The 26,146-nt window shown below is 34.1% G+C and carries 21 protein-coding genes; 7 read left to right on the top strand and 14 right to left on the bottom strand.

The window, feature by feature from the left end; translation table 11 throughout:
• Positions 1 to 10: 10 nt before the first annotated feature.
• Positions 11 to 511, bottom strand: a complete 501-nt coding sequence (locus BUC31_RS05335; RefSeq protein WP_073241932.1) for a hypothetical protein — start codon at positions 509 to 511, stop codon at positions 11 to 13.
• 63 nt (positions 512 to 574) lie between these two features.
• Here BUC31_RS05335 and BUC31_RS05330 point away from each other — a divergent pair, with 63 nt between their 5' ends.
• Both BUC31_RS05330 and BUC31_RS05325 read left to right on the top strand, forming a co-directional pair.
• Complete coding sequence (locus tag BUC31_RS05330) at positions 575 to 1,516, top strand: NAD-dependent epimerase/dehydratase family protein (protein ID WP_073241931.1); 942 nt, start codon at positions 575 to 577, stop codon at positions 1,514 to 1,516.
• 145 nt (positions 1,517 to 1,661) lie between these two features.
• Complete coding sequence (locus BUC31_RS05325; protein WP_073241930.1) at positions 1,662 to 2,084, top strand: hypothetical protein; 423 nt, start codon at positions 1,662 to 1,664, stop codon at positions 2,082 to 2,084.
• 107 nt (positions 2,085 to 2,191) lie between these two features.
• On the opposite strand, the gene rimK is transcribed toward BUC31_RS05325, so the two are convergent.
• From rimK to BUC31_RS05295, 6 genes are all read right to left on the bottom strand, one after another.
• Positions 2,192 to 3,565, bottom strand: a complete 1,374-nt coding sequence (gene rimK / locus BUC31_RS05320; protein WP_396627747.1) for a 30S ribosomal protein S6--L-glutamate ligase — start codon at positions 3,563 to 3,565, stop codon at positions 2,192 to 2,194.
• A 38-nt stretch (positions 3,566 to 3,603) separates the two neighbouring features.
• Positions 3,604 to 5,130, bottom strand: a complete 1,527-nt coding sequence (locus BUC31_RS05315; RefSeq protein WP_073241928.1) for a bifunctional GNAT family N-acetyltransferase/carbon-nitrogen hydrolase family protein — start codon at positions 5,128 to 5,130, stop codon at positions 3,604 to 3,606.
• A 116-nt stretch (positions 5,131 to 5,246) separates the two neighbouring features.
• Positions 5,247 to 5,570, bottom strand: a complete 324-nt coding sequence (locus BUC31_RS05310) for a hypothetical protein (RefSeq protein WP_073241927.1) — start codon at positions 5,568 to 5,570, stop codon at positions 5,247 to 5,249.
• Positions 5,571 to 5,572: 2 nt separating this feature from the next.
• On the bottom strand, positions 5,573 to 6,550 hold the full coding sequence (locus BUC31_RS05305; protein WP_073241926.1) for a deoxyhypusine synthase family protein: 978 nt from the start codon (positions 6,548 to 6,550) through the stop codon (positions 5,573 to 5,575).
• Positions 6,537 to 7,475, bottom strand: a complete 939-nt coding sequence (gene speB / locus BUC31_RS05300) for an agmatinase (RefSeq protein ID WP_073241925.1) — start codon at positions 7,473 to 7,475, stop codon at positions 6,537 to 6,539. Before speB ends, BUC31_RS05305 begins: the two co-directional genes overlap by 14 nt.
• A gap of 93 nt (positions 7,476 to 7,568) precedes the next feature.
• The gene (locus BUC31_RS05295; RefSeq protein ID WP_073241924.1) at positions 7,569 to 8,981 is read right to left on the bottom strand and encodes an arginine decarboxylase; all 1,413 of its coding nucleotides are present in this window, start codon (positions 8,979 to 8,981) and stop codon (positions 7,569 to 7,571) included.
• A 472-nt stretch (positions 8,982 to 9,453) separates the two neighbouring features.
• Between BUC31_RS05295 and BUC31_RS05290 the strand changes: the two genes are divergently transcribed.
• Positions 9,454 to 10,203, top strand: a complete 750-nt coding sequence (locus tag BUC31_RS05290) for a hypothetical protein (RefSeq protein ID WP_073241923.1) — start codon at positions 9,454 to 9,456, stop codon at positions 10,201 to 10,203.
• A gap of 313 nt (positions 10,204 to 10,516) precedes the next feature.
• On the opposite strand, the gene BUC31_RS05285 is transcribed toward BUC31_RS05290, so the two are convergent.
• The gene (locus tag BUC31_RS05285) at positions 10,517 to 11,089 is read right to left on the bottom strand and encodes a RidA family protein (protein WP_073241922.1); all 573 of its coding nucleotides are present in this window, start codon (positions 11,087 to 11,089) and stop codon (positions 10,517 to 10,519) included.
• Positions 11,090 to 11,327: 238 nt separating this feature from the next.
• On the opposite strand from BUC31_RS05285, the gene BUC31_RS05280 reads away from it, so the two are divergent.
• Entirely contained in the window at positions 11,328 to 12,572 is a 1,245-nt protein-coding gene (locus tag BUC31_RS05280) for an MFS transporter (protein ID WP_073241921.1), read from the top strand.
• 73 nt (positions 12,573 to 12,645) lie between these two features.
• Here BUC31_RS05280 and scpA read toward each other — a convergent pair whose 3' ends face one another.
• From scpA to BUC31_RS05250, 6 genes are all read right to left on the bottom strand, one after another.
• The gene (gene scpA / locus BUC31_RS05275) at positions 12,646 to 14,808 is read right to left on the bottom strand and encodes a methylmalonyl-CoA mutase (protein WP_073241920.1); all 2,163 of its coding nucleotides are present in this window, start codon (positions 14,806 to 14,808) and stop codon (positions 12,646 to 12,648) included.
• Complete coding sequence (locus BUC31_RS05270) at positions 14,801 to 16,174, bottom strand: methylmalonyl-CoA mutase subunit beta (protein WP_073241919.1); 1,374 nt, start codon at positions 16,172 to 16,174, stop codon at positions 14,801 to 14,803. Before BUC31_RS05270 ends, scpA begins: the two co-directional genes overlap by 8 nt.
• A gap of 106 nt (positions 16,175 to 16,280) precedes the next feature.
• Positions 16,281 to 17,087, bottom strand: coding sequence for a DUF6503 family protein (locus tag BUC31_RS05265; RefSeq protein WP_073241917.1), 807 nt, complete (start codon positions 17,085 to 17,087; stop codon positions 16,281 to 16,283).
• 290 nt (positions 17,088 to 17,377) lie between these two features.
• Positions 17,378 to 17,533 (bottom strand): YqaE/Pmp3 family membrane protein, encoded by a 156-nt coding sequence (locus tag BUC31_RS05260; protein ID WP_073241915.1) that lies wholly within the window; start codon positions 17,531 to 17,533, stop codon positions 17,378 to 17,380.
• Positions 17,534 to 17,638: 105 nt separating this feature from the next.
• Positions 17,639 to 18,055, bottom strand: a complete 417-nt coding sequence (locus BUC31_RS05255) for a response regulator (protein WP_073241913.1) — start codon at positions 18,053 to 18,055, stop codon at positions 17,639 to 17,641.
• A gap of 11 nt (positions 18,056 to 18,066) precedes the next feature.
• Positions 18,067 to 20,331 carry a PAS domain S-box protein gene (locus BUC31_RS05250; protein ID WP_139251897.1) on the bottom strand — a complete coding sequence of 755 codons (2,265 nt, stop codon included), beginning with the start codon at positions 20,329 to 20,331 and terminating at the stop codon, positions 18,067 to 18,069.
• Positions 20,332 to 20,692: 361 nt separating this feature from the next.
• Between BUC31_RS05250 and BUC31_RS05245 the strand changes: the two genes are divergently transcribed.
• The 3 genes from BUC31_RS05245 to BUC31_RS05235 are packed head-to-tail and all read left to right on the top strand — an operon-like array spanning position 20,693 to position 26,142.
• Complete coding sequence (locus tag BUC31_RS05245) at positions 20,693 to 23,542, top strand: TonB-dependent receptor (RefSeq protein WP_084134946.1); 2,850 nt, start codon at positions 20,693 to 20,695, stop codon at positions 23,540 to 23,542.
• Positions 23,543 to 23,554: 12 nt separating this feature from the next.
• The gene (locus BUC31_RS05240; protein ID WP_073241908.1) at positions 23,555 to 24,847 is read left to right on the top strand and encodes a DUF4249 domain-containing protein; all 1,293 of its coding nucleotides are present in this window, start codon (positions 23,555 to 23,557) and stop codon (positions 24,845 to 24,847) included.
• The gene (locus BUC31_RS05235) at positions 24,844 to 26,142 is read left to right on the top strand and encodes a DUF4249 family protein (protein WP_073241906.1); all 1,299 of its coding nucleotides are present in this window, start codon (positions 24,844 to 24,846) and stop codon (positions 26,140 to 26,142) included. Before BUC31_RS05240 ends, BUC31_RS05235 begins: the two co-directional genes overlap by 4 nt.
• Positions 26,143 to 26,146 lie beyond the last annotated feature (4 nt).

Below are 26,146 nucleotides of genomic sequence, written 5' to 3'. Positions count from 1 at the left end.
TCTAACTAAACTAATTCTCTTCATTTTTAAGTAATTCATCTGGCAAAGTATTATTGACTACTACATTAAACTGATTTCTTAAATCATTAAAAGCAGTTATCATTTGTTTCATAGATTCCTTCGGGTTTTGCATATACTCCAAATCACCCTTAGTTTTTAAGACATAGGTTTTAAATAATTTCTGCCTGCCTTTTATTTGTGGAATATTGAATTTTTCTGGATACTCGCCCTCTTCCATTAGTTTTTGATTCTCTACTAATTCATCTACCAAAAACTGAAAATCTTCAATATTTTCAGAAGTATAGATTTTATCAAAACTCTTTTCTAAGGCATTATACTCTAGCCAGTCCTTTAAAATAGTCTGAGCTTTAGCATCTACACGAATTTTAGTAGGCAAGCTATCTGTTGTTTCTTCCCAACGGACTTCGCGGATAGTTGATTTATCTTGTACTGCATCTTTACAAGAAGTAACCAGTGTAACGATTATTAAAAAAAAGATAATTTTGGACATAAGCGAATGTACAAATTTTAAGAAAAGGTATCTTTATCTCAAATTCATTTAACGCAAATTTTAATGTCAAAATACATATTGATTATTGGGGCCTGTGGTCAAATAGGAACAGAACTAACCTTAACACTAAGAGAAAAACACGGTGGTGAACATATTATTGCCAGTGATATTAGAGAAGGTAACGATGAATTAATGCAATCTGGACCGTTTGAAATTTTAGATGCCACCAATTATGATGCCTTAGAAGAGGTAATTGCCTATTACGGCATTTCTGAAGTCTACTTAATGGCGGCAATGTTGAGTGCTACTGCAGAAAAATTCCCCATGCGTGCATGGAACCTAAATATGAATACGCTATTCAATGTATTGAATTTAGCAAAAGATAAAAAAATAGAAAAGATTTTCTGGCCATCCAGTATTGCTGTTTTTGGTCCAAATACTCCAAAAGAAGATACTCCTCAAAATACCATTATGGAGCCTAGTACCGTTTATGGCATAAGCAAGCAAAGTGGAGAGCGTTGGTGCGAATATTATTTTAATAAGTTTAATGTGGATGTGAGAAGCATTCGTTACCCGGGACTTATTAGTTGGAAAACTATGCCAGGTGGCGGAACAACAGATTATGCTGTAGAAATTTACCATAAAGCACTTACGGAAGGCTCATATAACTGCTTTCTTGAAGAGGACACAAAATTACCTATGATGTTCATGGACGATGCCATACGTGCCACTTTACAGATAATGGAAGCACCAGAAGAGAACATTAAAGAACGTTCTGCCTATAATTTGGCGGCAATGAGTTTTACACCAAAAGAAATGGCAGAAAATATTAAGGCTGTTCTACCAAAGTTTAAAATTACTTACGAACCAGATTTTAGACAAGAGATTGCAAATTCATGGCCAAGTAGTATTGATGATACCACTGCACAAAACGATTGGGGCTGGAATGCTGAATTCGACCTTAAAAAAACAACGCAAGTAATGTTAGAAAATTTAAAGAAGTAGTTGAAAATTAAGTCCGTTAAAAAATGAAACATTACCTCGTTTTAAAAAAAACTGTAACGCATTTTAGGCATTCTTATTATTCAATTTTATACTTTATAGTATAATCTACCGTTATTCACAGGAAACCAACCTAAAATTTAAAATTATGATTTACGGACTTACATTGATTATTCTTGGAATTCTAGCAGTTCCATCATTGCTTTTATCAAAAAAACCAAATGCAAAAGAGCTATTAGACAAAATCACACCTTATCAAGGTTGGATCGGTCTAATTTTCTGTATCTGGGGTATCTGGGGTATCATTAGCGCAGTACTAAACCTTGGTATGCTTGGTAGTTTTCCAATTTGGTGGATTACCTGGATTGCAGTTAGTGTAGTTACTGCAGTATTAGGCTTCTTACTAGGTTATGGCATGATTCAAGAAATGCTTTTATCTAAAAATGCAGAAGCCATGAAAAAAGGAGAAGAGTTAAGAGCTAAACTTGCCCCATTACAAGGCAAATTTGGTATAGCAGCTATTGGTCTTGGTGTTTGGGCTATTATATCGAGTTTGATGTTTATGGGATAATCCAATACATTATACCTGAACCACTTTCAAGGTTCAACTAATAAAAATAAAAGAGGTTACCTTTTCAGGTAACCTCTTTTTTGATTTTATAAATCGTCAATCAGAAGTTAATTAGCAAATTTCAATCGCTTTTCAATTGCCACAATCATGGCATTGGCAATATCTTTACCTGTAGCATTTTCTATACCTTCTAACCCAGGTGAAGAGTTAACCTCCAACAATAAAGGTCCTTTGTTAGAACGAATAATATCTACACCGGCAACTGCAAGGTTTAATACTTTGGCTGCTTTTAAAGCCAGTTTCTTTTCGTCTGCAGTAATTTTAATTATAGAAGCAATACCACCTTGGTGAATATTAGCTCTAAATTCTCCTTTTTGGGCTTGGCGTTGCATACTAGCCACTACTCTACCGTTGACTACAAAACAACGAATATCCTGCCCGTTTGCTTCTTTGATAAACTCTTGTACCAATATATTGGTATTAACACTTTTAAAGGCATTAATAACACTTTCAGCAGCCTTATTGGTTTCTGCCAGAACAACACCTTTACCTTGTGTACTTTCAAGAAGCTTAATAATTAACGGAGCCCCATTAACCATTTTAATCAAATCTTTGGTATCCATCGGTGATTTTGCAAATCCTGTTATAGGAATATGAATATCATGATTAGAAAACAATTGAGAGGCAAACAGCTTATCTCTAGACTGTGTAATTGCTTCTGATGAATTCTGACAATACACTCCCAAATTGTTGAATTGACGAATTAACGCACAACCGTAAAAAGTAACTGAAGGTTTAATACGTGGAATAACCGCATCATAATCCTTTAAAATAATTCCACCGCGATATCTAATTTCAGGAGAATGCGCATCGAGCTTCATATAAGCTTGTTCTACATTCAAGAAATGTATTTCATGCCCTCTAGCCTCAGCGGCTTCCATGATTCTTTTATTACTATACAAATTAGGATTACTTGCAAGAAGTGCAATTTTCAATCCTGTTTTCTCCTTGTAGTAAGGAGCATATAACTTATTTACATCACTATCCTTAAAATCTTGTAGCTGATAATTTAAAGCAGGGTTAACAATAAAACGTTCATTTAAAGCTTCTCTACCCAATAGCATACGAAACTCCATCGTATCTCTATTTGCAAGAGTAAGTTCAATTTCAAAAGTATCTTGACCAATAGTAACTGGAGTTTTGATTACCAAACGTTCTTCAGATATACCTGATGAACTTTTTACCATACGGCGAGCAACCAATCTTGCTTGACATTCAATGGCAATACTGCGGTTTTCTTGTAGTGGACTTACCTCAAATTTCACCCATTCTTGTCCACCTTTTGATACCATTTTTATATTGGTAGCTTGTATGGAAGATGTTTTCGCACCTGAATCTACTCTTGCTTTAATTGCAGGTATACCCAAATCATTAAACACACACCACTCTTCACTACCTATAATCTGTAAATTATCCAATATTGTTGTTTTTTACCTCCTGTTATAATAACGGAGTTTTATTATTTCTTTTTTAACTCAAATAAATCTGTTCTTCTATCCTTTAAATTGCGTACCGCACCAAATTGATTAAGCTCTCGCAATAGGTCAATATCCACATCTGCGATTAAAATCATTTCTGTATTTGGAGTAGCTTCCGCCTTAATACCATTGGTTGGAAAAGAGAAATCACATGGTGTAAATACCATCGACTGGGCAAATTGAATATCCATATTCTCAACATTTGGCAAGTTACCTACACTACCTGCAATAGCCACATAACATTCATTTTCTATTGCACGAGCCTGAGCACAATGACGTACTCTAGAATATCCGTTTTGGGTATCGGTCAAGAAAGGTACAAACAAAATATCCATGCCATCATCTGCTAATATTCTACTTAATTCAGGAAATTCAGAATCATAACAAATCAAAACCCCTATTTTACCACAATCCGTATCAAAAGTCTTTAGCTGCGTACCTCCTTGCATTCCCCAAACCTTGGCTTCATCTGGGGTAACGTGTAGCTTTTCATAACGCTCCATACTACCATCTCGTCTACATAAATAACCTACATTATACAGGCGTCCATCTATCATTTCAGGCATACTACCAGAGATAATGTTGATGTTGTAAGAAATGGAAAATTCAGAAAATTTCTGCACTATAGCTTGGGTATGTTTAGCCAGCTCTCTAATAGCACTTGCCGTAGACATATGATTGTTACCTGCCATTAAGGGTGCATTAAAAAATTCTGGAAATAGTGCAAAATCGGACCTATATCCAGAAACAGAATCTATAAAAAATTCCGCTTGTTGTAAAAGTTCCTCTAAGTCTTTGTAAGGGCGCATTTGCCATTGTATCAACCCTAATCTAACTATTGATTTTTTGGTAGCCGCCTTTTTATTAGGTTTTTGATAATAGATATTATCCCACTCCATAAGAATAGCAAAGTCTTGGGAAGCTTTATCACCATCTAAATACCCTTTCATTACCTTGGCAGGATGAAAATCATTACTAATTTGAAAATTTAAAACTGGATCTTGAATTTCTTTACGACGAACCTTGTCTATATATTCTTTAGGAGACAAATCTGCTGCATACGCATGGTAATTAGGCATACGACCACCAAATACAATACTCTTTAAGTTCAATTTCTCACAAAGTTCTTTTCTATAATCATATAATCGACGACCTAAGCGTAAGCCTCTAAAGCTTGGTTTAATAAATACCTCTATACCATAAAGTACATCGCCTTCATCATCATGAGTGTCAAAACTGTACTTACCCGTAATTTGCTCATAAGTATGGGTGTCATCAAATGAATCATAGTCAACAACAATAGACAAAGCTACACCTGCCAATTGACCATTAATTTTTATGACTACCTGACCTTCAGGAAATTTATCGATTAAAGATTTTATGTGCTCCTCTTTCCAATATGACCCAGGCATGTTGGCGTAAGCAGAAATCATAGCAGTTTTTAATTCTTGATAATCATCAAGATCTAAAAACTTTAATTCAATATTTTCAATTTCGTCAATTTTCATTTATCTGTTGTAAGCACAACGATATTTAGTTTAATTTTTATGTGTGATTTATTTTTCCGGTTTACTTGAAGCAAACCGGAATTTTAAAGTGTAATCTTAATACTGCACTAGAAAGTCTAGTCTTCATCTGTACCATCAACCATATCTTCAGGATCTGGCTCTACTACCGCTGTTGGATCATCGTCATCAAAATCTTCATAATCATCCACATCATAATTTTCCATAGTATACTCAAGCTTGGCACTGATTTTTACCAAATATTTGGTGTCTTCAGTTAAAACCTCAACAGCCTCTATACGTTCTCCTTGTGCATTTCTAAAGGAGATAATATTACGGTCGTCATATCCATCTGGATATCTTTCTACCAAAAGTTTAAGAACCTCTGGTGTCAATTTTTTAAAGTCAACAATGACTCTGTTTAAATGTGCGTTCTTGTCCATAATTACATGTCTAATAGGTAAGCAAAAATTAACGGCGCAACAATTGTCGCATCACTCTCAATTATATATTTTGGTGTATTAATATCTAATTTACCCCAAGTTATCTTCTCGTTAGGCACTGCACCTGAGTAAGAACCATAGCTTGTAGTACTATCACTTATTTGGCAGAAATAGCTCCAAAACGGTGTATCTGTACGCTCCATATCTTGATACAACATTGGTACTACACAAATTGGAAAATCACCTGCGATACCACCACCAATTTGGAAGAATCCGATTCCGTTTTGCGAATTTGCAGTATACCAATCTGCCAAGAAAGTCATGTATTCGATACCAGATTTCATAGTACTAGCTTTCAACTCGCCTTTCATTACATAACTAGCAAAAATGTTACCCATAGTACTATCTTCCCATCCTGGGCAAATGATAGGTAGGTTCTTTTCTGCAGCAGCGTACATCCAAGAGTCTTTAAGGTCTATCTCATAATATTCCTCAAGCACACCAGAAAGTAACATTTTATACATGAACTCATGCGGTAGAAAACGCTCTCCCTTATCATCGGCATCTTTCCAAATTTTGAAAATATGCTCTTGTAATCTTCTAAATGCTTCTTCTTCTGGAATACAAGTATCTGTAACTCGGTTTAATCCTTTCTCTAACAGATCCCACTCGTCCTGCGGAGTCAAATCTCTATAGTTAGGCACACGTTTGTAATGAGAATGTGCTACCAAGTTCATGATATCCTCCTCAAGGTTTGCGCCTGTACAAGAAATGATCTGCACCTTATCTTGACGAATAACCTCTGCAAAAATTTTACCTAGTTCAGCCGTAGACATAGCCCCAGCCAATGACACCAACATTTTGGCTCCATTTTCTAATTGCTCTTCATAACCTTTTGCAGCATCAACCAATGCAGCGGCATTAAAGTGTAGGTAGTATTTTTCTATAAAATTGGTGATAGCACCTTTATTCTTCGTCATTTTCAAATTTTGAAATTGTGTTAGCTTTATAATCTATATCAAAAGTATTATCATACTCTTGATTGAAATCTTGCCCTGCAAATTTATAGCTGAGCATTTTGTAATATAATTTTGCCGCCAAAAAATCTGACGATTTATCATTCTTATTTGGACAAAGTTCTACAATATCAAAACCTACCACATTCTTTTCTTCAAAAACCTGCTTTAAGAATTCCATGGTTTCATACCAAAGTAATCCGCCTGGTTCCGGAGTACCTGTAGAAGGCATAATAGAAGGATCAAAAGCATCTAGATCAAACGTAATAAATACGTTCTCTGTCATAGCTTCAACCACCTTATCTGTCCAATATTCATCAGCAACCATATCATGGGCGAAAAATGTTTTTTCCTCATCCATTACGGTCTTTTCAATAACATCCATAGAACGAATACCTACCTGAACTAAATTGGTAGTCTGGCTTGCCTCATAAACAGCACAAGCATGGTTATACTTAGTACCTTCATATGATTCTCTTAAATCTGCATGTGCATCTATTTGCAATACCGTTAAGTTATCAAAACATTCATTAAAGGCGCGTATAGAGCCAATTGAAATTGAATGTTCACCCCCAAAAAGTGTTACAAACTTGTTACGTTTAATAAAGTCTTTAGTAACAGCATGAACTTCATTGACCATAGCCTCTGGCGAACTGTTCTCAGTTATAGGATCGGTTAAATGAATACCTTGTTTATAAACCTCAGAATCAGTTTCAATGTCATACAATTCCATGTTTTCTGAAGCTTCTAAAAAAGCTTCAGGACCTTTGTCCGCTCCTTTACCCCAAGTACTGGTTCCGTCATAAGGAACAGGTATCAAGATAATTTTGGATTTTTCTAGTTGTGCGAATTCATCGGAAATACCGGCATAATTCTTAGATGTACTCATGATATTTTAGCTATTATTAAATGGTTTTTTAGTACTATTTTCAATTTTATATACGTATTTCTGTAACTATCAGTCGTTGTTATCAAACAATTTTTATTCATCTTCAGCGGTAACATCATATCCTAAAATATCTAGTAGGTCTTCTGCCTTTTGCTGAGCTCTAAATTGCTTATAAGTAAAATTACCGTTTTCATCTTTATCAATCAATATATGCTTTGGTTGCGGAATTAAACAGTGTTGTAAACCGCCATACCCGCCAATAGACTCTTGATAAGCACCTGTGTTAAAAAAGCCGATATACAATGGTTTCTCTCTCTTATATTTTGGTAAATAAATAGCGTTCATATTTTGCTCGCTATTATAGTAATCATCGCTATCACAAGTCAATCCGCCTAACAATACACGCTCATATTCATCGTTCCAACGATTAATAGGCAACATGATAAATCTTTTATTGATTGCCCAAGTATCCGGTAATGTGGTTATGAAAGATGAATCTATCATATTCCATTTCTCACGATCGTTCTGCTGCTTCTGGTATAAAATCTCATAAATGGCACCACCACTTTCACCTACGGTGAAACTACCGAATTCAGTAAAAATGTGAGGCACTGGAACATCTGCCTCTGAACAAGTTATATTGATCTGGTTTAAAATCTCATTAATCATGTATTGGTAATCGTACTCGAAAGCCAATGAGTTTTTAATTGGAAAACCGCCACCAATGTTCAAACTATCTAATGATGGGCACATTTTCTTTAAACGAACATATACTTTTAAGCATTTTACAAGCTCGTTCCAATAATACGCATTGTCACGAATACCGGTATTGATAAAAAAGTGAAGCATCTTCAGCTCTACCTTATCATTATCTTTTATTTGGTTTTCATAAAACGGAACAATGTTTTTGTAGCCAATACCTAAACGAGAAGTATAGAACTCGAATTTTGGCTCTTCTTCTGATGCTATACGAATACCTACTTTAAAAGTATCGTTAATAGCATCTGATAATAAATCTATTTCTTCGTAATTATCGATAATAGGCACACAGTTTTGGTGACCGTTATTGATTAAACGAGCAATATTATCAATGTATTTTTCGCGCTTGAATCCATTACAGATTACATACGTTTGATCAGTTAATTTACCATCTTTCTTAAGCTTTTCTATAATATTGATATCAAAAGCAGAAGAGGTTTCCATATGAATCTCGTTCTTAAGCGCTTCATGCATTACATGTTGAAAATGCGAACTTTTAGTACAATAACAATAATGATATTTACCTTTATAGTTATTCTTCTCTATGGCATTTGCAAACCAGTTTTTGGCTCTCAGAATATTCTCAGAAATCTTCGGTAAATAGGTGAATTTTAATGGGCTACCGTATTGCTCAACAAGCTCGTTTAAAGGTATGCCGTGAAACTGTAGGTGTTCGCCATCTAAATTAAACTCTTCTTGTGGAAAATAGTAAGTTTGATCTATAAGATCAATGTATTTGGTATTCATGAAATTGAATATTAAATAATGATAAAATATGATTATGATAAATATAGCAACTAGTCTATAGACTTAAAGTTAAGAAAACGTAACTTTATTAGGTGAGAAATCACACTAGAATTTGCTTCTGAGTAGTAGGTATAAAAAAGTAATCATGCTGACTTTGCATAATTGCAGAAAATGTGTTGGAAGTTTGCTTAATTAATCGGCAACCTATCTGATAAGCCATTTGTGGGAAACACTTCCAATTTCCCTCAAACCCGAACATAGAAAAACGATACATAATGTTCAGCTAAAAGCTTGAAATCTCTACTACACAAAGCAGTGTATTAGAACAGGACAAATGAAATCAAAAAAATTGAAAAAACAAGGTTTTTTATTTTTTTTACGACCAGCGACATATTTTTTAAAATTTTCATCCAAAAAATCTATAACTATCTTATTTTTAATACTTTAAAATACACGTTTAAAAAATGAAAAAATGAAAAAAATCCATACAAAAAGTAAATACATTTCTGTTTTTTTGTTCTTTGCCATCAACTTGGTGATTTATGGTCAAATTCCACCCGGAATTTACACAGATACTATTGAAAATAATGGCTTAAAAACCGTGCATCAAGTGAAGATAAATGATGACTTTTTTATTTATAATGAATATGAAATTGAACCTGCAAAATTCATAAAAACTGTAGGAGGATTTATTCAAATTGAAAACACATCATCGAACACCCTTTTAGTGGTTCTTTTAGAATTTAATTCTGACTTCGAAAATGATGCCCTAAGGCAACTTTCTATTCCTATTGAGATGGATGGCGAGAAGCTTAAAATGAATTGGTTTCAACAGCTAACTTTAGCACCTATTTTTCCTGCAACTCAAGATTTAGATGGTGCTTGGCTTTTTGCAACTAGAGGACCAGATACCGGTCAAAAAAGAAGAGGTGAAGAAAACACAAGAAAAACCTTAAAACTTTTAATGGACAATACCTTTCAGTGGATAGCCTACGATACAGAGTCTTTTAAATTTTCAGGAACTGGCGGCGGTACCTACTCAGCCGAAAATGGGATATATAAAGAACAAATAGAATTCTTCTCTAAAGACAATTCTAGAGTTGGTGCACAATTAGAATTTAATTACAAACTTGAAGGTGATGACTGGCACCATACAGGTAAAAACAGCAAAGGAGAACCTATGTATGAGATTTGGAGCAAAAGAATAGTGATGGGGTTATAACCAAAAAACAGGTTTTCATTCCCCAAAACACCCACTAATAAAGGTGTGTATTAATAGGTAATCAATATAGAACTATAAAAACGCTACCATTCATCGAAAATACCAAAAGAACACTATAGCCCTGTTATACTTTTTATAGTTTAGCTGAAAATTCCTACTTATGTCTAACTATATTAATCTTTTCGGGTTTTTCGCAATTTGTTTAATTGTAGCCTTTTTGGTAGTATTTATTTTTAGTGAGAACAAGAATTAGATTAGCAAAGGTCAGTTGTACTTAGATACATTAGTCATCACTGTATACCAGAAAAAAAGTTTATTCATAAACCTCAACAACCATCTCAACCTCAACTGCCATATTACCAGGTAAAGAACCCATTCCTACGGCAGCGCGTGCATGTTTTCCTTTATCCCCAAAAACAGCAACAATTAAATCTGAATAGCCATTAATTACTTTAGAGTGATCTTTAAAATCTGGTGAGGCATTAACCATACCATGCACACTAACAATTCTTTTCACTTTATTAAGATCACCAAGTTCAGCTTTTAAAACCGACAACTGATTAATACCAACCTCACGAGCAGCTTGATAACCTTGATCTATAGTTAAGCTATCGCCTAATTTTCCAATAATATTTTCACCATTAGCCTGTTTTGGACCCTTACCCGCTAAAAACATCAGATTGCCTGTTCTTACCGCATGCACATAATTTGCAACTGGTGTACCTTGATCGCGTAATACAATCCCTAAACTATCTAAAACAGCTTCTGGGTTGTAATTAGTATCCACTTTAGCACTCGTGGTTTCATTTTCTTCACTCACAGCCCTATCTATATCTCCACAACTCAGTACAAAAGTGGCTAAAAGCATTAAAACACAGTATTTCATATTTTTCAAATTAAAGGTGATTATTTAGACTACAAGTTACCTAATACTTCATTATCAACACAATACCCCTAAAATCGATATAAAATGTATTGCATAAAAAACAGTAAAAATTATGTAAATACTATTTTTTGTGCTTTCTGTCGTACTTAAGGTATCATTTTACTAAAAAAGCACCGATATTATTTCATTTTTATTAGTTTAGCAAATTATGCAAAACAACAACTAAATCAATTTAAATATGGACAGTTCTAACTCAACTTCTAAAGTAAATGCAAATAGGCTCTTTTATGCCAGCTGTTTCGCATTAATTACCACGGCATTCTCTTTTGCTATTGCAGCAGGTATACTAGACCAATTAAAAACCGAATTAGAATTAAGCGCCAGTCAAGCTGGACTAATAACCTCTATGTGGTTTTTAGGTTTCCCAATTGCAATGGTAATCGGTGGCTTAATTTATCATAAAGTAGGAGGAAAAGTAATTATGCAATTTGCATTTTTCGCACATGCCGTTGGTATTTTACTCTTGATTTTTTCAGGTAGTTATATGGGGCTTTTAATAGCAAACTTATTAATAGGTCTTGGTAATGGGTGTACAGAAGCTGCTTGTAACCCAATGATTGCAGATGCGTATAAAGGTAATAGAATGAGTACGATGCTAAATAGGTTTCACATGTGGTTTCCTGGCGGTATAGCTGTAGGTAGCTTGCTATCTGGTTTTATGACAGATTTCGGTATCATTGGTCAAAGCCAAGTATGGTTGTTATTAATACCAGCTGTTATTTATGCATTTTTGTTTTATGGTCAAACTTGGCCTAAAGCAAAAATTGAAGAAGCTGCTACTATTAGCGGAAACTTAAAAGGAATGTTTACTCCCCTATTCTTATTTATAGGAATATGTATGGCACTTACTGCAATTTCAGAATTTGGACCAAACCAATGGGTTGGTCTTATTCTTTCTAAAAGTGGAGCTGAGCCAACTTTAATTTTAGCCTTAACTGCAGGGTTAATGGCTGTAGCACGTTTCTTTGGAGGAAGCATGGTTGCAAAATTTAACCAAACGGGAGTTCTATTAGGTTCTGCGATTTTAGCAACTTTAGGTATCTATTTATTTAGCACACAAACAGGAGCTATGGCTTATGTTGCTGCTGTAATATTTGCACTTGGTGTTGCTTACTTCTGGCCAAACATGATTGGATTAGCCGCAACAAAAACTCCTAAAACAGGTGCTTTGGGCATGTCTATCATAGGTGCAATAGGTATGTTCTCATCTTCTATCTTTCAACCTATTATTGGTGGATGGATCGATGCTGACAGAGCAACGGCTGAAGCACAAGGATTTACAGGTGATGAATTAGAGTTGATTTCAGGTCAAGAAACTTTAGGCACCATGGTTTTGTTTCCTGCTATCTTAATAGTTCTATTTACCATTCTATACTTCTGGTTAAAGAATAAAGAAAGTAATGTAGAGGTTGCCACTGCGTAACTACTACGATTAATATAAAAAATGCCGAGCAATTGAATTGCTCGGCATTTTTTATTTGATTTAATATCAGTTTTTACTCTAAAAGTAATTCTAACAATTGTATAGCTGCATCACTAATTTTGGTACCTGGTCCAAATACGGCAGTAGCACCAGCTTCTTTTAGAAAATCATAATCTTGTTTAGGTATTACACCGCCAACAATAACCATAATATCTTCGCGACCATAGCTTTTAAGCTCCTTTACCACCTCTGGCACTAAAGTTTTATGTCCGCCAGCGAGCGATGAAATTCCTAATATGTGCACATCATTTTCTACCGCCTGCTTAGCCGTTTCTTTCGGAGTTTGAAAAAGCGGACCTATATCTACATCAAATCCTAAATCGGCATACCCTGTAGCCACAACTTTTGCTCCACGATCATGACCATCTTGCCCCATTTTGGCGACCATAATACGTGGTCTACGACCATCTTTTTCTGCAAATTGATCAGCTAGTTCTTGTGCTCTTTTAAAACTTGAATCATCTTTAATTTCTCTTGAATACACACCTGTAAATGAATTTATAATTGCCTTATGTCTACCAAATGCTTCTTCAAGAGCACTACTTATTTCGCCTAAAGTGGCTCTTTCTCTTGCGGCATCTACAGCTAAAGCTAATAAATTTTCTTGCGAATCGCCATCTTCAAGTTTACTTTTAGCCGCTATGGTCAGTGCTTTCAATTTTTCATGAACCACAGCTGTATTTCTACTTTTCTTTATTTCATCTAATCGCTGTAATTGCTGTCTACGAACTTCTTTATTATCAACTTCTAAAATTTGAAGTTCATCTTCTTCTGTCAATTGATATTTATTGACGCCCACAATTACATCTTGCTGACTATCTATTCGAGCCTGTTTTCTAGCGGCAGCTTCTTCAATTCTAGTTTTAGGAAAACCAGTTTCAATCGCCTTGGTCATACCACCAAGATTCTCAACCTCTTCCATTAATTCCCAAGCCTTATGCACCAACTCATCCGTAAGTTTCTCTACATAATAACTACCTGCCCATGGGTCTACGGTCTTGGTAATATTCGTTTCTTGTTGAAGATATATCTGAGTTTCTCTAGCAATACGCGCAGAGAAATCTGTAGGCAACGCTATTGCCTCATCTAAAGCATTTGTATGTAGGCTTTGCGTACCGCCAAAAACAGCGGCAGAGGCTTCTATAGTCGTTCTTGCTACATTGTTAAATGGATCTTGCTCCGTAAGACTCCAACCACTAGTTTGGCAATGCGTTCTTAGCATTAACGATTTTTCGTTCTTCGGATTAAATTCTTTCACCACTTTTGCCCAAAGCATTCTTGCTGCCCGCATTTTAGCAATCTCCATAAAGTGATTCATGCCTATTCCCCAGAAAAAGGAAAGTCGCGGTGCAAAATCATCAATCTGTAATCCCGCTTTTATTCCTGTTCTAATATATTCTAATCCGTCAGAAAGTGTATACGCCAACTCTAAATGTGCCGGGGCTCCAGCTTCGTGCATATGATACCCAGAAATACTAATACTATTAAATTTAGGCATGTATTTACTGGTGTACTCAAATATATCTGCAACTAATTGCATAGATGGTTTCGGCGGGTAGATATAGGTGTTCCGCACCATAAATTCCTTAAGAATATCATTCTGTATAGTACCTGCTAACTTATCTAACGAAACACCTTGTTCTTCTGCTGCCACGATATAAAATGCCATTATTGGCAATACCGCACCATTCATGGTCATAGAAACAGACATTTCGTTTAGGGGAATACCATCAAAGAGTATTTTCATATCTTCAACACTATCTATGGCAACACCTGCTTTACCTACATCGCCCACTACTCTTTCATGATCACTATCATAACCTCTGTGGGTAGGTAAATCAAAGGCGACCGATAATCCCTTCTGACCTGCTTTTAAATTCTTTCTATAAAACTCATTACTTTCTTTAGCAGTTGAAAACCCAGCATACTGTCTAATAGTCCATGGGCGCAATACATACATGGTGGAATATGGTCCACGTAGAAATGGTGGTATACCTGCAGCAAAATTTAAATGCTCTATATCAGCTATATCCTCTTTAGCATATTTCTTTTTTAATGAAATTGTTTCTGCCGTAGTAAATGTTGATTCTTCTGTTTCTAAAGTACCATTCTTCTGAATATTATCAGGTAATACCGAATCATTCAATTGAATATGTTGCAAATCTTTTCTACTCATGAGATAAACGGTTTTGCTCTAGTTCTTCTGCCAATCGTTTTTCGATAATCGGAGTAATCAATGTTTTTCGAGGATTCTTTTTTACGAACGGATACAGTTCTATTTCCTGCGCCATTTTATCATTCTCATTTTGATACGCATTAGAACCTACCAAAACTGTTTTCTTAGTATTGAATTTCTCTTGTTGCTTTTGAGCACTATCAGCAATTCTATTCTGAATCGTATGATTTTTTAGTTGTTTTAAGAATCCGCCATCCTTTTCAATTGCCTTAAACAAAATCAATGCTTTCTCAGCTAATTGCGCGCTTATGGTTTCAATATAATAACTGCCTTCTGCCGGATTTTCCACTTTATCAAAATAGCTTTCTTCTTTCAATAAAATAAGCTGATTAAAAGCTATACGTTCTGCAAAGTCATTATCTTTTTTATATTCTGAATTATAATTTAAATTAAATACAGCATCAGACCCGCCTAGTACCGCAGACATGCATTCGGTAGTAGTTCTAAGCAAGTTTACATTATAATCGTAAATTGTTTTATTTCGTCTAGAAGGCTGTGTAATAATGTGACATGGAACAGCAATATCATATGCTTGGGCAAGAACGTTCCAAAGATTACGCAACGCTTTTATCTTCGCAATTTCAAAGAAATAATTACCCCCTACAGCTACCTTAAAATCTACGCTCTTAAGTTTAGCGAGATTTCCGCGCTCTTGTAAAATATTTAAATATTCATTGGCATGAGATAAGGCATCTGCCAATTGTTGCACCATATCTGCACCAGCATTTTGGTAAAGAGATACATCTACACTCAATAAATTGTCAATATTAAGTGCTGCCAGATCATTAACTAGATTAATATCTGAAGGCATAGATTCATACCAGTTCCCTGATTTTGCCAAATGACCAATAGGATCAATTTGAAAATGAATCTTTTTAGAATCAGTAACCTTATCTAGCGTTTTAGTAATGTAATCTTTAGACAAAAATTGCATATCAAAATAGACATTGACAGCATTTAAGTCAATATTGTTCAAAAGAGTAGCCCCATCTACTACATCAGTAGGAATAACAAACCGAATAGCTTCAGCTCCTTTTGCTATATATTTCAGTGCCTTTTCATTAGCCATTATGGCATTACCTGAGTAGATTGCCTGTCCAATATTCCAAGAAGTAATATGAGAAGAGGTAACTGTTATGTGCTCTAAATCTTCTGCATGGTAAAAAGGTTTTACTTTAATACCTTCAGGAGAATTCCATACCACTTCTTCGTTATAATCTTTCCCCTTTAAATCATATTGAATTTTCTGTTTCCATTCTTTTTCAGAAACGGGATTGAAATTTTCAAATAAGGTCTTACCCTTCATACAAGACGGAGTTTAATTAAAAAACAAGTTTGTTTAATGTGCGTTGAAAAAGAATCAAACACAGTCTTTCAAAGATACGATAAGTAAATTGTGTTCTAGAATGACCCTATTCTATATGTTCTGCATTTAAGTTACGAACATCTTCTGTTTCTATTCTAGATAACTCTTTCAACTCATCTTTTTCGAAAAGGGCAGGAAGTTCTTTTAAAGGAGTACCAATAGGAGCTTCCCAATTTATGTAATCTTGAAAACGAATACCATCAATAGTTCTCGGGTTATAAGCACTTCTAAAACGTACACCACCGTCATTTGTGCTATAGCTGTATGCTAGATAATTTATGTAGTTCGATTTTTTATTTACCCAATACATAAAAATATCGTCGTGGTCTTTACCACCACCTTCTTTACCGAAAGTGACCCTTATAACATCATAATCTTCACCCTTAATAACAGTTTCACCAACATTTTCTTTATGTACTGCCTTATCTTTTAGTTTATGTGGTAATGTAGCAAAATAGATAACCGAATTTAAAGCATTACTATGTATTGAAATATCCTTTTCAGAGAGATCAACTATTTTGTCATTAATAGTTCTACTAAATGAACCATTTTTAAAATTATCTTCAATTCTATTGCCTAGACTATCTTTAAAATTAAGCCGATAAGCAGATCCGTCAGCATTATTAAACATGTATAATTTATCTCTAAATACAAATTCATAATTAGCACTATCATATAGACTTCCGCCATGCGCTTTGATAGCATTTTGTACTATTGCATCTGCGCTTTCCTTATCTAACTCTTGCGTAGCTTGCTCACTTTTCCCTTCACTATTGCCACGTTTATCAACATCTTTACAACCAACAATCGATAAAAAAACAACTCCGAAAACAATACTTAAAAATTTATTCATATTATAAATGATAAAATTAAAAATGGATGATAAATATCTATAAAACACTTATTGATTTTTAATAAATAACAGTCGAATGAGATAGTTATACCTAACGCGCCAAAGTTATTATATAAAAGAATTGCTAAGTAGTTTGGCTGTCATAATTAATGTTAATAAGAAACTGATTTTCAAATATAGAAGTTTAGCTATAAAAAGAAACCGCACTAACCATCATCTTATATTAACGTTTAGTGCGGTTTACTTGTCTTACTAAAACGAGTAAAAGACAAGATAATATTTGTTAAGAGCTATTCTTGATTTACAACAAAAGCATGAATTACCCCTGGCAACCAAGCCAACATAGTCAATAGTATACTAACTAACAATGTTGTACCAATACCATGTTTAAGAAAAACAGCTAATGGTGGTAATAAAATATTTAGAATTATTGTGAGTAAAGACATTTTTTAAATTTTTAGGTTTAGTCAAAAATACTAGGGTTAAACTGTTTAGCTTAACTCGATTCAATAGTATAATAACCTAAAAACAATAACTCACCTCTTTATGATTTAATCTTTTCGATCTTCTAACAAATCTTCAATAATGGCTTTTAATCTATTTAAACCAATTGGTTTAACAATGTAATCTGAAATTGCACTTATTTTCTTTGCCCTTTCTATATCTACAGGATCCAATGAAGAGGATACCATATAAATAGTGATTTTCTTACCTACTCTAGGTTTAATTTTTATGTATTCTTCCATGAACTGAAATCCGTCCATAACCGGCATATCAATATCTAAGAAAATAACATCAGGAAAAACAGAATCTTGATCAAGATTATCAAGCATAAAATCTATTGCCTCTTCACCATCTGAAAATGCCATGATTTCCATAGGCAGTTTCGTTGATTCTAGTGTTTTTACCATTGTAAAACGGTAAATTGAATCATCATCAACAATACATGTTTTTAAAACATTATTCATAGTAAACTTAATTAAAATATTATTGTAAAAGTTGTGCCAACATTGACTTCACTTGTGGCGGTAATAGTACCACCCATAGCTTCTACTTGAGTTTTTGTTAAAAATAAACCAACACCTTTTGCATCTGGGTGTCTGTGAAAAACCTTATTAAGTCCAAATAATTTATGACCGTGTCTTTCAAGATCAATACCCAAGCCGTTGTCTTTAAATGTAATGATATTTCTACCATTCTTAATCTTAGATTTTACTATTATTTCTGGCACCCTGTCTTTTGCCCTATATTTTATGGCATTCCCAATTAAATTCAGGAAAATGCTATCCATATATATTCTATTATAGGTAATAGTTGACAGTTCTGTAAAATCTCCTTTTATAACAGCACCTGAAGTTAGAATTGAACCACTTAATATTTGCGTCGTATCTTCAAAAATATCATTTAAATCTACACTTTCCAATTCTTCTTGAGCATCACTGATTTTGGTTTTTAATGCCTCTATCAATGTATTCAATGTTAGTGTAAGGCGATCTATTACGGTATCGAATTTACTGAATATATCTAGACGTTCTTTATCATCATCTGAAAGCTTATAAATTTCCATTAACGAGTTTAAATTAGCAACGGGAGCTCTCAAATTATGTGAAGTAATATGCGTAAAATCTGCGAGTTGCTTGTTTTGATATGATAATTTTTGTGCAACAATTTCTAGTGCTTCTTTAGCTTTGATTAGCTTTTGCTCCTCTTTTTTAGATTCGGTAACGTCTTGACATGTACCGAATAGTTCAACAACTTCACCTTTATGGTTCGTAAAGATCTCGCTCATAAGCTTAATGGTCTTCACAGTACCATCTTTTAGCATAATACGATGCAAGAGGTTTTCAAACTTCTTAAATTCAATTGCTGTTTCCACATGTTTACTAACCATTTCTTTATCGTCTGGATGAACAAAATTGAAATAAGTATCATAATTAAGATCGGATTGTTCACTGTCAAAATCAAAAATCGAATAAAGATTAGTGGACCATTTTACTTCGTTTGTTATTACATTCCACTTCCAGTTCCCCATCATCGTAATCTGCTCAGCAAAATTCAATAACTCATTCTTTTTACGCAATTCATCTTTAACCTCCTTGATTTTAGAGATATCTGTGATAACTGCTATAAAACCGTCATTAAATCCATCTTTATTTTGAATGGCTGTTAAAGATTTTAGCCCTGAGAAAGTTGTTTCGTCTTTTCTTTTAAAGGTCCATTGTCTGGTATTATAAATTTTCTCGTTTCGATAGTTAAAATTAGCATCACTAGAATCTCCCTTAAATTCAAGTTCCATGTCTTTTTTAAAGACATTCAATTCTTCTTCAAATAGATAAATTTCCGGTTTATTAATCCCAATCATTTCCTTTGCAGAATAACCAAGTAATTTTTCAGCACCACTATTAAAACGATTAATTACTCCGTCTTTATCCGTAGTAATAACTGCCATAGAATTTGAATTGAAAATAGCTTCCAACTCTGCATATGCAACATTTAAGAGCTGTTCTGAATTTTTTGAAGACGTTATATCTTGAGTTATACCATAAATTTTCGTGGATTCGCCATTAATCTGTTCGACTTTTCCAATAACTTTGACCCATCTATAATTACCCTTAGCTGTCTTTAGATTTAGATTTAAATTAACGGGAGTACCTATTTCTTGAGCTTCTTTTAGTGACTTTAAAACACGATTACGACTTTCTTCATCTTCAAAGAAATCCAATCCAGAAGCGATTGTCGGCTCGTAATCCAGAGGAACCTCATGAATTTCATACACCATACTACTCCAGATTACTTTTTCTTGTACAAGATCAATTTCCCACGTACCTATTCGTGCAATTTCGCTGGTATCTCTTAATATGGTATTGAATTTTTTTTCCTTTAACTCTTTCTCTTTCTGCTCTGTAATATCACCAGTATGCATTAAGAGTCCGCCAATTTCTCCTTCAGCATTATACCATGGTCTTACATCCCAATAAATCCATTGAATGGACCCATCTTTACGATAAAAAGGTGCTTCATCACATATATCTATTGCACCTTGTAAACATTGTTGATGCTTAGCTTTCCAATCATCACCTATTTCTGGGAAAATATCATAATGAGACCTTCCAATTATAGTTTCTTTTTCTAGTTTAAAATCTTGAACCCATTGCTTGGACGCTGCTAAATAGACCATGTTGGTATCTAACATAGCTATTGCTGTTGGAGTTTGTTCAATAAATATTTGGTGATGCTTTTCCAAAAGCTGGGTATTATTAGGGTATTGACTCAATTTTTTAATTTTAACAAGTAATTAAGTTAAAAATAGTAATAAAATACTGATATATAATGAAATGAGAGTATGACGAGTAAAAAAGTAATCTATAAAAATATTGCTGCCATTACTAATTTTGAAAGTCTACGCCATGAGAATTAGTTAAATAATTATTACCGATGTTTAAATTATAAAATGCTTTTAACAAATGACTTAGACATAGGTCATCATATTCGTAAAAAATCAACTTCTTATTTTTAATTATTTAAATAATCGGTGTAATTATTCTAAAAATCACATTTTGTTATATTATTCTTTTTCATACCTTGTAGAAATCCAACCAACCACCATGACCTCACAACAAAAAGATAATTGTCTATTGCTATCAATTATTGCAAATATTTCGTTCTCAAATACAATTAAACTTCATAATAATCTTTTATTATTCCTTTTGTTTATCATTGGAATTTCAAATACCTATTCTCAAGAATTGCCAACAATTAATGGTCAATATGCGGCAATACCGTTAGAAGAGGTACTTATTGATATTGAAAAACAAACAGATTTTGAGTTCTTTTTCATTGAATCATGGATTAGCGGAGTTATTATTACTAAAACCTTTGACAATGAAAATATCAATAGTGCTTTACAATCAATTTTCGAAAACACTTCATTAAATTTTTATATCGAAAAAACTAGCAATCGAATAGTTCTGTTAGAAAATACCATTGTTTATGATGAATTACCAAATAGCTTCTTTGGACTAGAAGAAACAGAGCAAGAAAATGTCGTCATTGAACAAAAAACAAATATTCCACCACCCACTTTTTACAACACCACAAACCAAAATAAACAAGAATATAATATTGCCAAAGTAGGCAAAAGTGATCCTAATAATCTACAAGAAACATACCTTCTTAGCGGCAAGGCTATAAATTCTAAAACTGGAGATCCAATTCAGGATTTGGCAATACGTGTAAAAGGAACCAACCAAATTACCGTAACCGATGTCACTGGGAACTATAAACTAGAATTACCTGCAGGATATAATGAGCTAAGTTTACGTGCCATGGGTATTGCAGCTACAGACCGCGAAGTAATCATGTTCAATAATGGTAGTTTAGATTTATTGATGGAGGAGGGCCTACAACAATTAGACGAAGTTGTTGTAGAAGCAGATGCATTTAAAAATGTTGAAGAATCTATTACAGGAAGTGAACAAATAGATTCTGAGGAATCTAAAAACATTCCGTTAGTATTAGGAGAACGCGATATTTTATCTGTTGCCAAGGCATTACCAGGTATTTCATCTGCTGGTGAAGGTGCAATGGGCTTAAATGTTCGTGGTGGTAAAACAGACCAAAATTTAGTTTTGTTAGACGATGCTGTTATTTACAATCCACAGCACTTTTTCGGAATCTTTCAAGCACTGAATCCGTTTACAACAAAAGGTGTAGACATTTATAAAGGAGCTATACCCGTTGAGTTTGGTGGAAGAATATCCTCGGTTTTTGATATAAGAACTAAAAATGGAAATGTTGAAAAATTTTCAGGCGAAGGGTCAATTGGACCTGTTACAGCAAACTTAGCATTAGAAATTCCGCTAGAAAAAGAAAAATCTTCGCTTGTTGTTGGTGGTAGAGGTGCTTATGCAGATTGGATTTTAAGATCCTTAGATGACGAAGCTTTAAGTAATAGTAATGCCTCTTTTTTTGACGGTATTCTAAAGTATCACAATAAAATAAATGAGAAAAATGAGGTAAAAGCTACTGCTTATTACAGTAGAGATGCTTTTAGCATTACCTCAGATTCATTATATAATTATGATAACCGTCTATTTTCCGTACGTTGGGATCATAGAATGAACGAAAAGACCAATAGCGCTTTAATTGTTGATAATAGCAATTATGGCTTTGGAATTGATTTTGACGGAGAAACCAATACAGATTTCAATTTAGATTATAGCATCAACGAAACTGAATTAAAATACAAGATACGTACCTCGTTAAATGATATGCATACACTTGATTATGGAGCATCTGCAAAATATTACTCTGTCAATCCTGGAAGCATAAAACCTGACGGCGAAGACTCTGATATTAGTACATTACTAATAGACGAAGAACAAGCTGTTGAAGGAGCTATCTTTATTGGTGATGAAATTACTTTAAACGATAAGCTTTCGGTCAATTTAGGCGTACGCTATGCATTCTTTGCTTCCTTAGGCGAAGCTACACAAAGAACCTATGAAGAAGGCATGCCAAAGAACGAGTCTACGGTTCAAGATACCATAACCTATTCAAGTAATGAAAATATAAAAACCTATGGTGGACCAGAAGCTAGGGTTTCCGCTAGATATTTATTTACTCCTGATTTTTCGGTGAAGGCAAGTCTTAATAATTCGTACCAATTTTTACATACGCTTTCTAACAATACCACCGTTTCACCCATAGATACTTGGAAACTATCTGATCTAAACATTGAAGCACAAAAGGGTTACCAAGCTTCTTTAGGGTTTTATAAAAACTTTAAAGAAAACGAGTATGAATTAAGTATTGAAGGGTATTACAAGAAGATGGAAAATGTACTTGATTTTAAAACTGGCGCCAACCTCTTCTTAAATGAAAATGTAGAAACACAGATATTACAGGGTGATGGAAAGGCATACGGCGTAGAATTTCTGTTAAAGAAGAAAAGCGGTAATTTAAACGGATGGCTTAGTTATACTTATTCCAGGTCTTTATATCGATTTGACAGTGAATTCAGTGAAGAACGCATAAATAACGGTGAGTTCTTCCCTTCCAATTTCGATAAGCCCCATGATGTAAGTGTCATTACCAATTACCGTTTCACAAAACGATATAGTATTTCTGCAAACTTCGTTTACCAAACAGGTAGACCTATTACCTACCCTGTAGGTACATTTAGATTTAATAATGCAGATTTTGTTGCTTTTAGTGATAGAAATGAATTTAGAATACCAGATTTCTACCGTTTAGATCTAGGTCTTAATATTGAAGGAAATCATAAGAAGAATAAGTTAGCGCATAGTTTTGTTACTATATCTGTTTACAATGTATTAGGTAGAAACAATCCGTATTCGGTGTTTTTCGTGACAGATGATGGTGAAGTCAAGGCATTACAGAGTTCAATTTTCTCTATTCCTATACCCTCTATCACCTATAATTTTAAGTTTTAAAAATTGCTTAAAATGAAAAAAGAACTAAAATGGGTTTTCATAATTTATACATCACTACAAATAAGTGGTTGTGTTGAAGAATTCGAACCTGAAAACATCACAGAAGTTTTAGATGGAGCATTAGTTGTCGATGCCAGAATAACAGATGAAAATAAACCGCAAACCATTCTATTGACAAGAACTTTCTCATTTGATGAAATTGAACCAACTCCAGAAATTGGGGCACAAGTGAATATAATTGATGATTTGGGAGGGTCTATAGATTTCATTGAAAATGAACCTGGAAACTACAGTACAATAGCAGCTATTAGTTTAGAACAGGGTAGAGCATACATGCTACAGATTACAACCGCTGATAATGTTATTTATCATTCAAATAAAACTACTTTACCTTCTAGAATTGAATTAACAGAACTTAAGACGCAACGTAAGTTTAATAATTCTGAAAATGACGGAATTTCAATTACGGTGAGTAATTCAAATAATTCTTCTTCAGCAAATTATTTTAGATATGAATATGAAGAGACCTATAAAATAATCCCACCGGATTACAATCCGTTTATTTGGGATCAAGTTGATTATGATTTCTTTTGTGAAGATGACGATGGTTGGGAAGTTACAGTAACTTCAAGGAATGAACCAGCTGATATCTGCTTTGGCACCAATAAATCCAATAATTTAATAATTACTTCAACCAGTAATTTAACTACAAATGATTTAGAGAATTTTGAAGTTAGATTTATCGGTAGTGATAATTATGCCATATCACATCGGTACAGTATTCTAGTTAAACAGTATCATCATGACATCAATGCTGCATCATTCTTTAGTTCATTAGAAGATTTTTCAAGTTCAGAAAGCATTTTCAGCAATGTCCAGACCGGTATGTTAGAATCAAATGTAAGCGCTAAGAATTCTGAAAATGCAATTGTATTTGGCTACTTTGAACTGAGCTCATATAGTGAAAAAAGAATATTTTTTAACTATGAAGATTTTTATCCTAATGAGCCTTTGCCCCCTTATATTATTTCTTGCGATGTTATTCGTGAACCAGCACTCTATCCTGACGGCTTTCACTCAACTGTAATTGACGGAAAAATTATAGTTGACCGAGGATCAAATTCACCTCTAATAGAAGGAATAATAGCAGGTCAAATAGGGTATATTGGCGACAATGAAAATTTTTTGGAACCTGACGATAATGGAGAATTATCTCGTGCTCCATTTTTAGTAAAACCCTTGGGCTGTATTGATTGTAGAAAATTTGGTGATAATGTAATTCCTAACTTTTGGATTGAAAAATGAAAAATAATCTTTTTATAATATTGACTTTATTATTCTTCATTAGTTGTATTGAAGAGGTTGACCTTGGCATAGCGTCAAATGAAAATGTGCAAAAAATTTTAATTGTAGAGGCAACTCTGACCAATGAATTAAAAAACCATAGGGTAACCTTAAGTAGAATGGATACTTTGGTTGACCTAGGAATTGATTCCATCTACAACCCATACACACCTATACGTGATATTAACAGAGATTTGGTTCGTTATGAATCTAACGCCACTGTTTCCATTGAGAACAATAATGGAACTACCTATTCTTTCAATGAAACCAGTCCTGGTATTTACGAATCCGAAAATGAATTTGCTGCAGAAATGGGCAATGCATATCAATTAAATATTATAACATCAGATGGAAAAAGGTACTCCTCGACCAACATGCAAATTGAAGGTTTATCAGCCATCTCAAATCTTTACGCAGAAAAAACGACAAGTGAATCTGGAGCACAAGGTATTGGCATATTCGTAGATAACACCGTAGAATCAGGTACCGTTCAAAACTTAAGATACACTTATGATGAAACCTATAAAATAATAGCTCCAAATTGGTCTCCTGAAGCTTTTAAGCTTACTAATTACGAGCCCTGTGCGCTACCATTGGTTACCTATGACTTAGAAATTATAGAAAGAGAAGAAGAGCAGCAAGTATGTTATGGCAACAACCTTTCTAATACTATCATACAAGCTCAACAGGGTAACTTAGGTGACAATATTAAAAAGTTTATGGTGCGCTTCATTGACCAAGAAAATTTTATCATAAGTCACAGATATAGTATTGAGGTTGTGCAATTGGTTTCTAACGCGGCGTCATTTAGTTTTTATGATCAACTGAATAACTTCAGTCAAACCGGGAATATTTTTTCTCAAATACAACCTGGTTTTTTAGAGGGCAACCTTTCATCAGACGATGGTACTCAGGGTACCGTAATCGGTTTTTTTGATGTGGTATCCGTTTCTAAAGACAGGCTCTTTTTCAATTACACCGATTTTTACCCGAACGAAGAATTACCACCATACCCTTTTAATTGTAGGGAATTGACCGCACCAGAGTCTCATGTTTCTTTTTGTTTTAGTGGTCCAAGAGGACCTAATCCTTGTCCGCAATCGGTCATACAACAGATAGATCTTGATTTAATAAGTTATGTGAAGCCTAATGTTAATGATGTAGACTGTGGTGGACCACACATCTTTGTACCAAAGGTTTGCGGTGATTGTACGGCACTAGGCAGCAATATTGAACCAGATTTTTGGACAGAATAATAAT

Source organism: Maribacter aquivivus (genome assembly GCF_900142175.1).
GTDB classification, from domain to species: Bacteria; Bacteroidota; Bacteroidia; order Flavobacteriales; family Flavobacteriaceae; genus Maribacter; species Maribacter aquivivus.
The sequence above is the reverse complement of the archived record's forward strand: the minus strand, read 5'-3'. Positions and strand labels throughout refer to the sequence as shown.

Excerpts from the sequence above, each read along its gene's own strand:
- BUC31_RS05240 (WP_073241908.1), top strand. The coding sequence starts at position 23,555 with ATGAAAAAAGAACTAAAATGGGTTTTCATAATTTATACATCACTACAA.
- BUC31_RS05295 (WP_073241924.1), bottom strand. The coding sequence starts at position 8,981 with ATGAATACCAAATACATTGATCTTATAGATCAAACTTACTATTTTCCA.
- BUC31_RS05305 (WP_073241926.1), bottom strand. The coding sequence starts at position 6,550 with ATGACGAAGAATAAAGGTGCTATCACCAATTTTATAGAAAAATACTAC.
- BUC31_RS05245 (WP_084134946.1), top strand. The coding sequence starts at position 20,693 with ATGACCTCACAACAAAAAGATAATTGTCTATTGCTATCAATTATTGCA.
- BUC31_RS05290 (WP_073241923.1), top strand. The coding sequence starts at position 9,454 with ATGAAAAAAATCCATACAAAAAGTAAATACATTTCTGTTTTTTTGTTC.
- BUC31_RS05260 (WP_073241915.1), bottom strand. The coding sequence starts at position 17,533 with ATGTCTTTACTCACAATAATTCTAAATATTTTATTACCACCATTAGCT.
- speB (WP_073241925.1), bottom strand. The coding sequence starts at position 7,475 with ATGAGTACATCTAAGAATTATGCCGGTATTTCCGATGAATTCGCACAA.
- scpA (WP_073241920.1), bottom strand. The coding sequence starts at position 14,808 with ATGAGTAGAAAAGATTTGCAACATATTCAATTGAATGATTCGGTATTA.
- BUC31_RS05335 (WP_073241932.1), bottom strand. The coding sequence starts at position 511 with ATGTCCAAAATTATCTTTTTTTTAATAATCGTTACACTGGTTACTTCT.
- BUC31_RS05280 (WP_073241921.1), top strand. The coding sequence starts at position 11,328 with ATGGACAGTTCTAACTCAACTTCTAAAGTAAATGCAAATAGGCTCTTT.
- BUC31_RS05310 (WP_073241927.1), bottom strand. The coding sequence starts at position 5,570 with ATGGACAAGAACGCACATTTAAACAGAGTCATTGTTGACTTTAAAAAA.
- BUC31_RS05325 (WP_073241930.1), top strand. The coding sequence starts at position 1,662 with ATGATTTACGGACTTACATTGATTATTCTTGGAATTCTAGCAGTTCCA.
- BUC31_RS05330 (WP_073241931.1), top strand. The coding sequence starts at position 575 with ATGTCAAAATACATATTGATTATTGGGGCCTGTGGTCAAATAGGAACA.
- BUC31_RS05235 (WP_073241906.1), top strand. The coding sequence starts at position 24,844 with ATGAAAAATAATCTTTTTATAATATTGACTTTATTATTCTTCATTAGT.
- BUC31_RS05255 (WP_073241913.1), bottom strand. The coding sequence starts at position 18,055 with ATGAATAATGTTTTAAAAACATGTATTGTTGATGATGATTCAATTTAC.
- BUC31_RS05265 (WP_073241917.1), bottom strand. The coding sequence starts at position 17,087 with ATGAATAAATTTTTAAGTATTGTTTTCGGAGTTGTTTTTTTATCGATT.
- BUC31_RS05270 (WP_073241919.1), bottom strand. The coding sequence starts at position 16,174 with ATGAAGGGTAAGACCTTATTTGAAAATTTCAATCCCGTTTCTGAAAAA.
- BUC31_RS05285 (WP_073241922.1), bottom strand. The coding sequence starts at position 11,089 with ATGAAATACTGTGTTTTAATGCTTTTAGCCACTTTTGTACTGAGTTGT.
- BUC31_RS05315 (WP_073241928.1), bottom strand. The coding sequence starts at position 5,130 with ATGAAAATTGACGAAATTGAAAATATTGAATTAAAGTTTTTAGATCTT.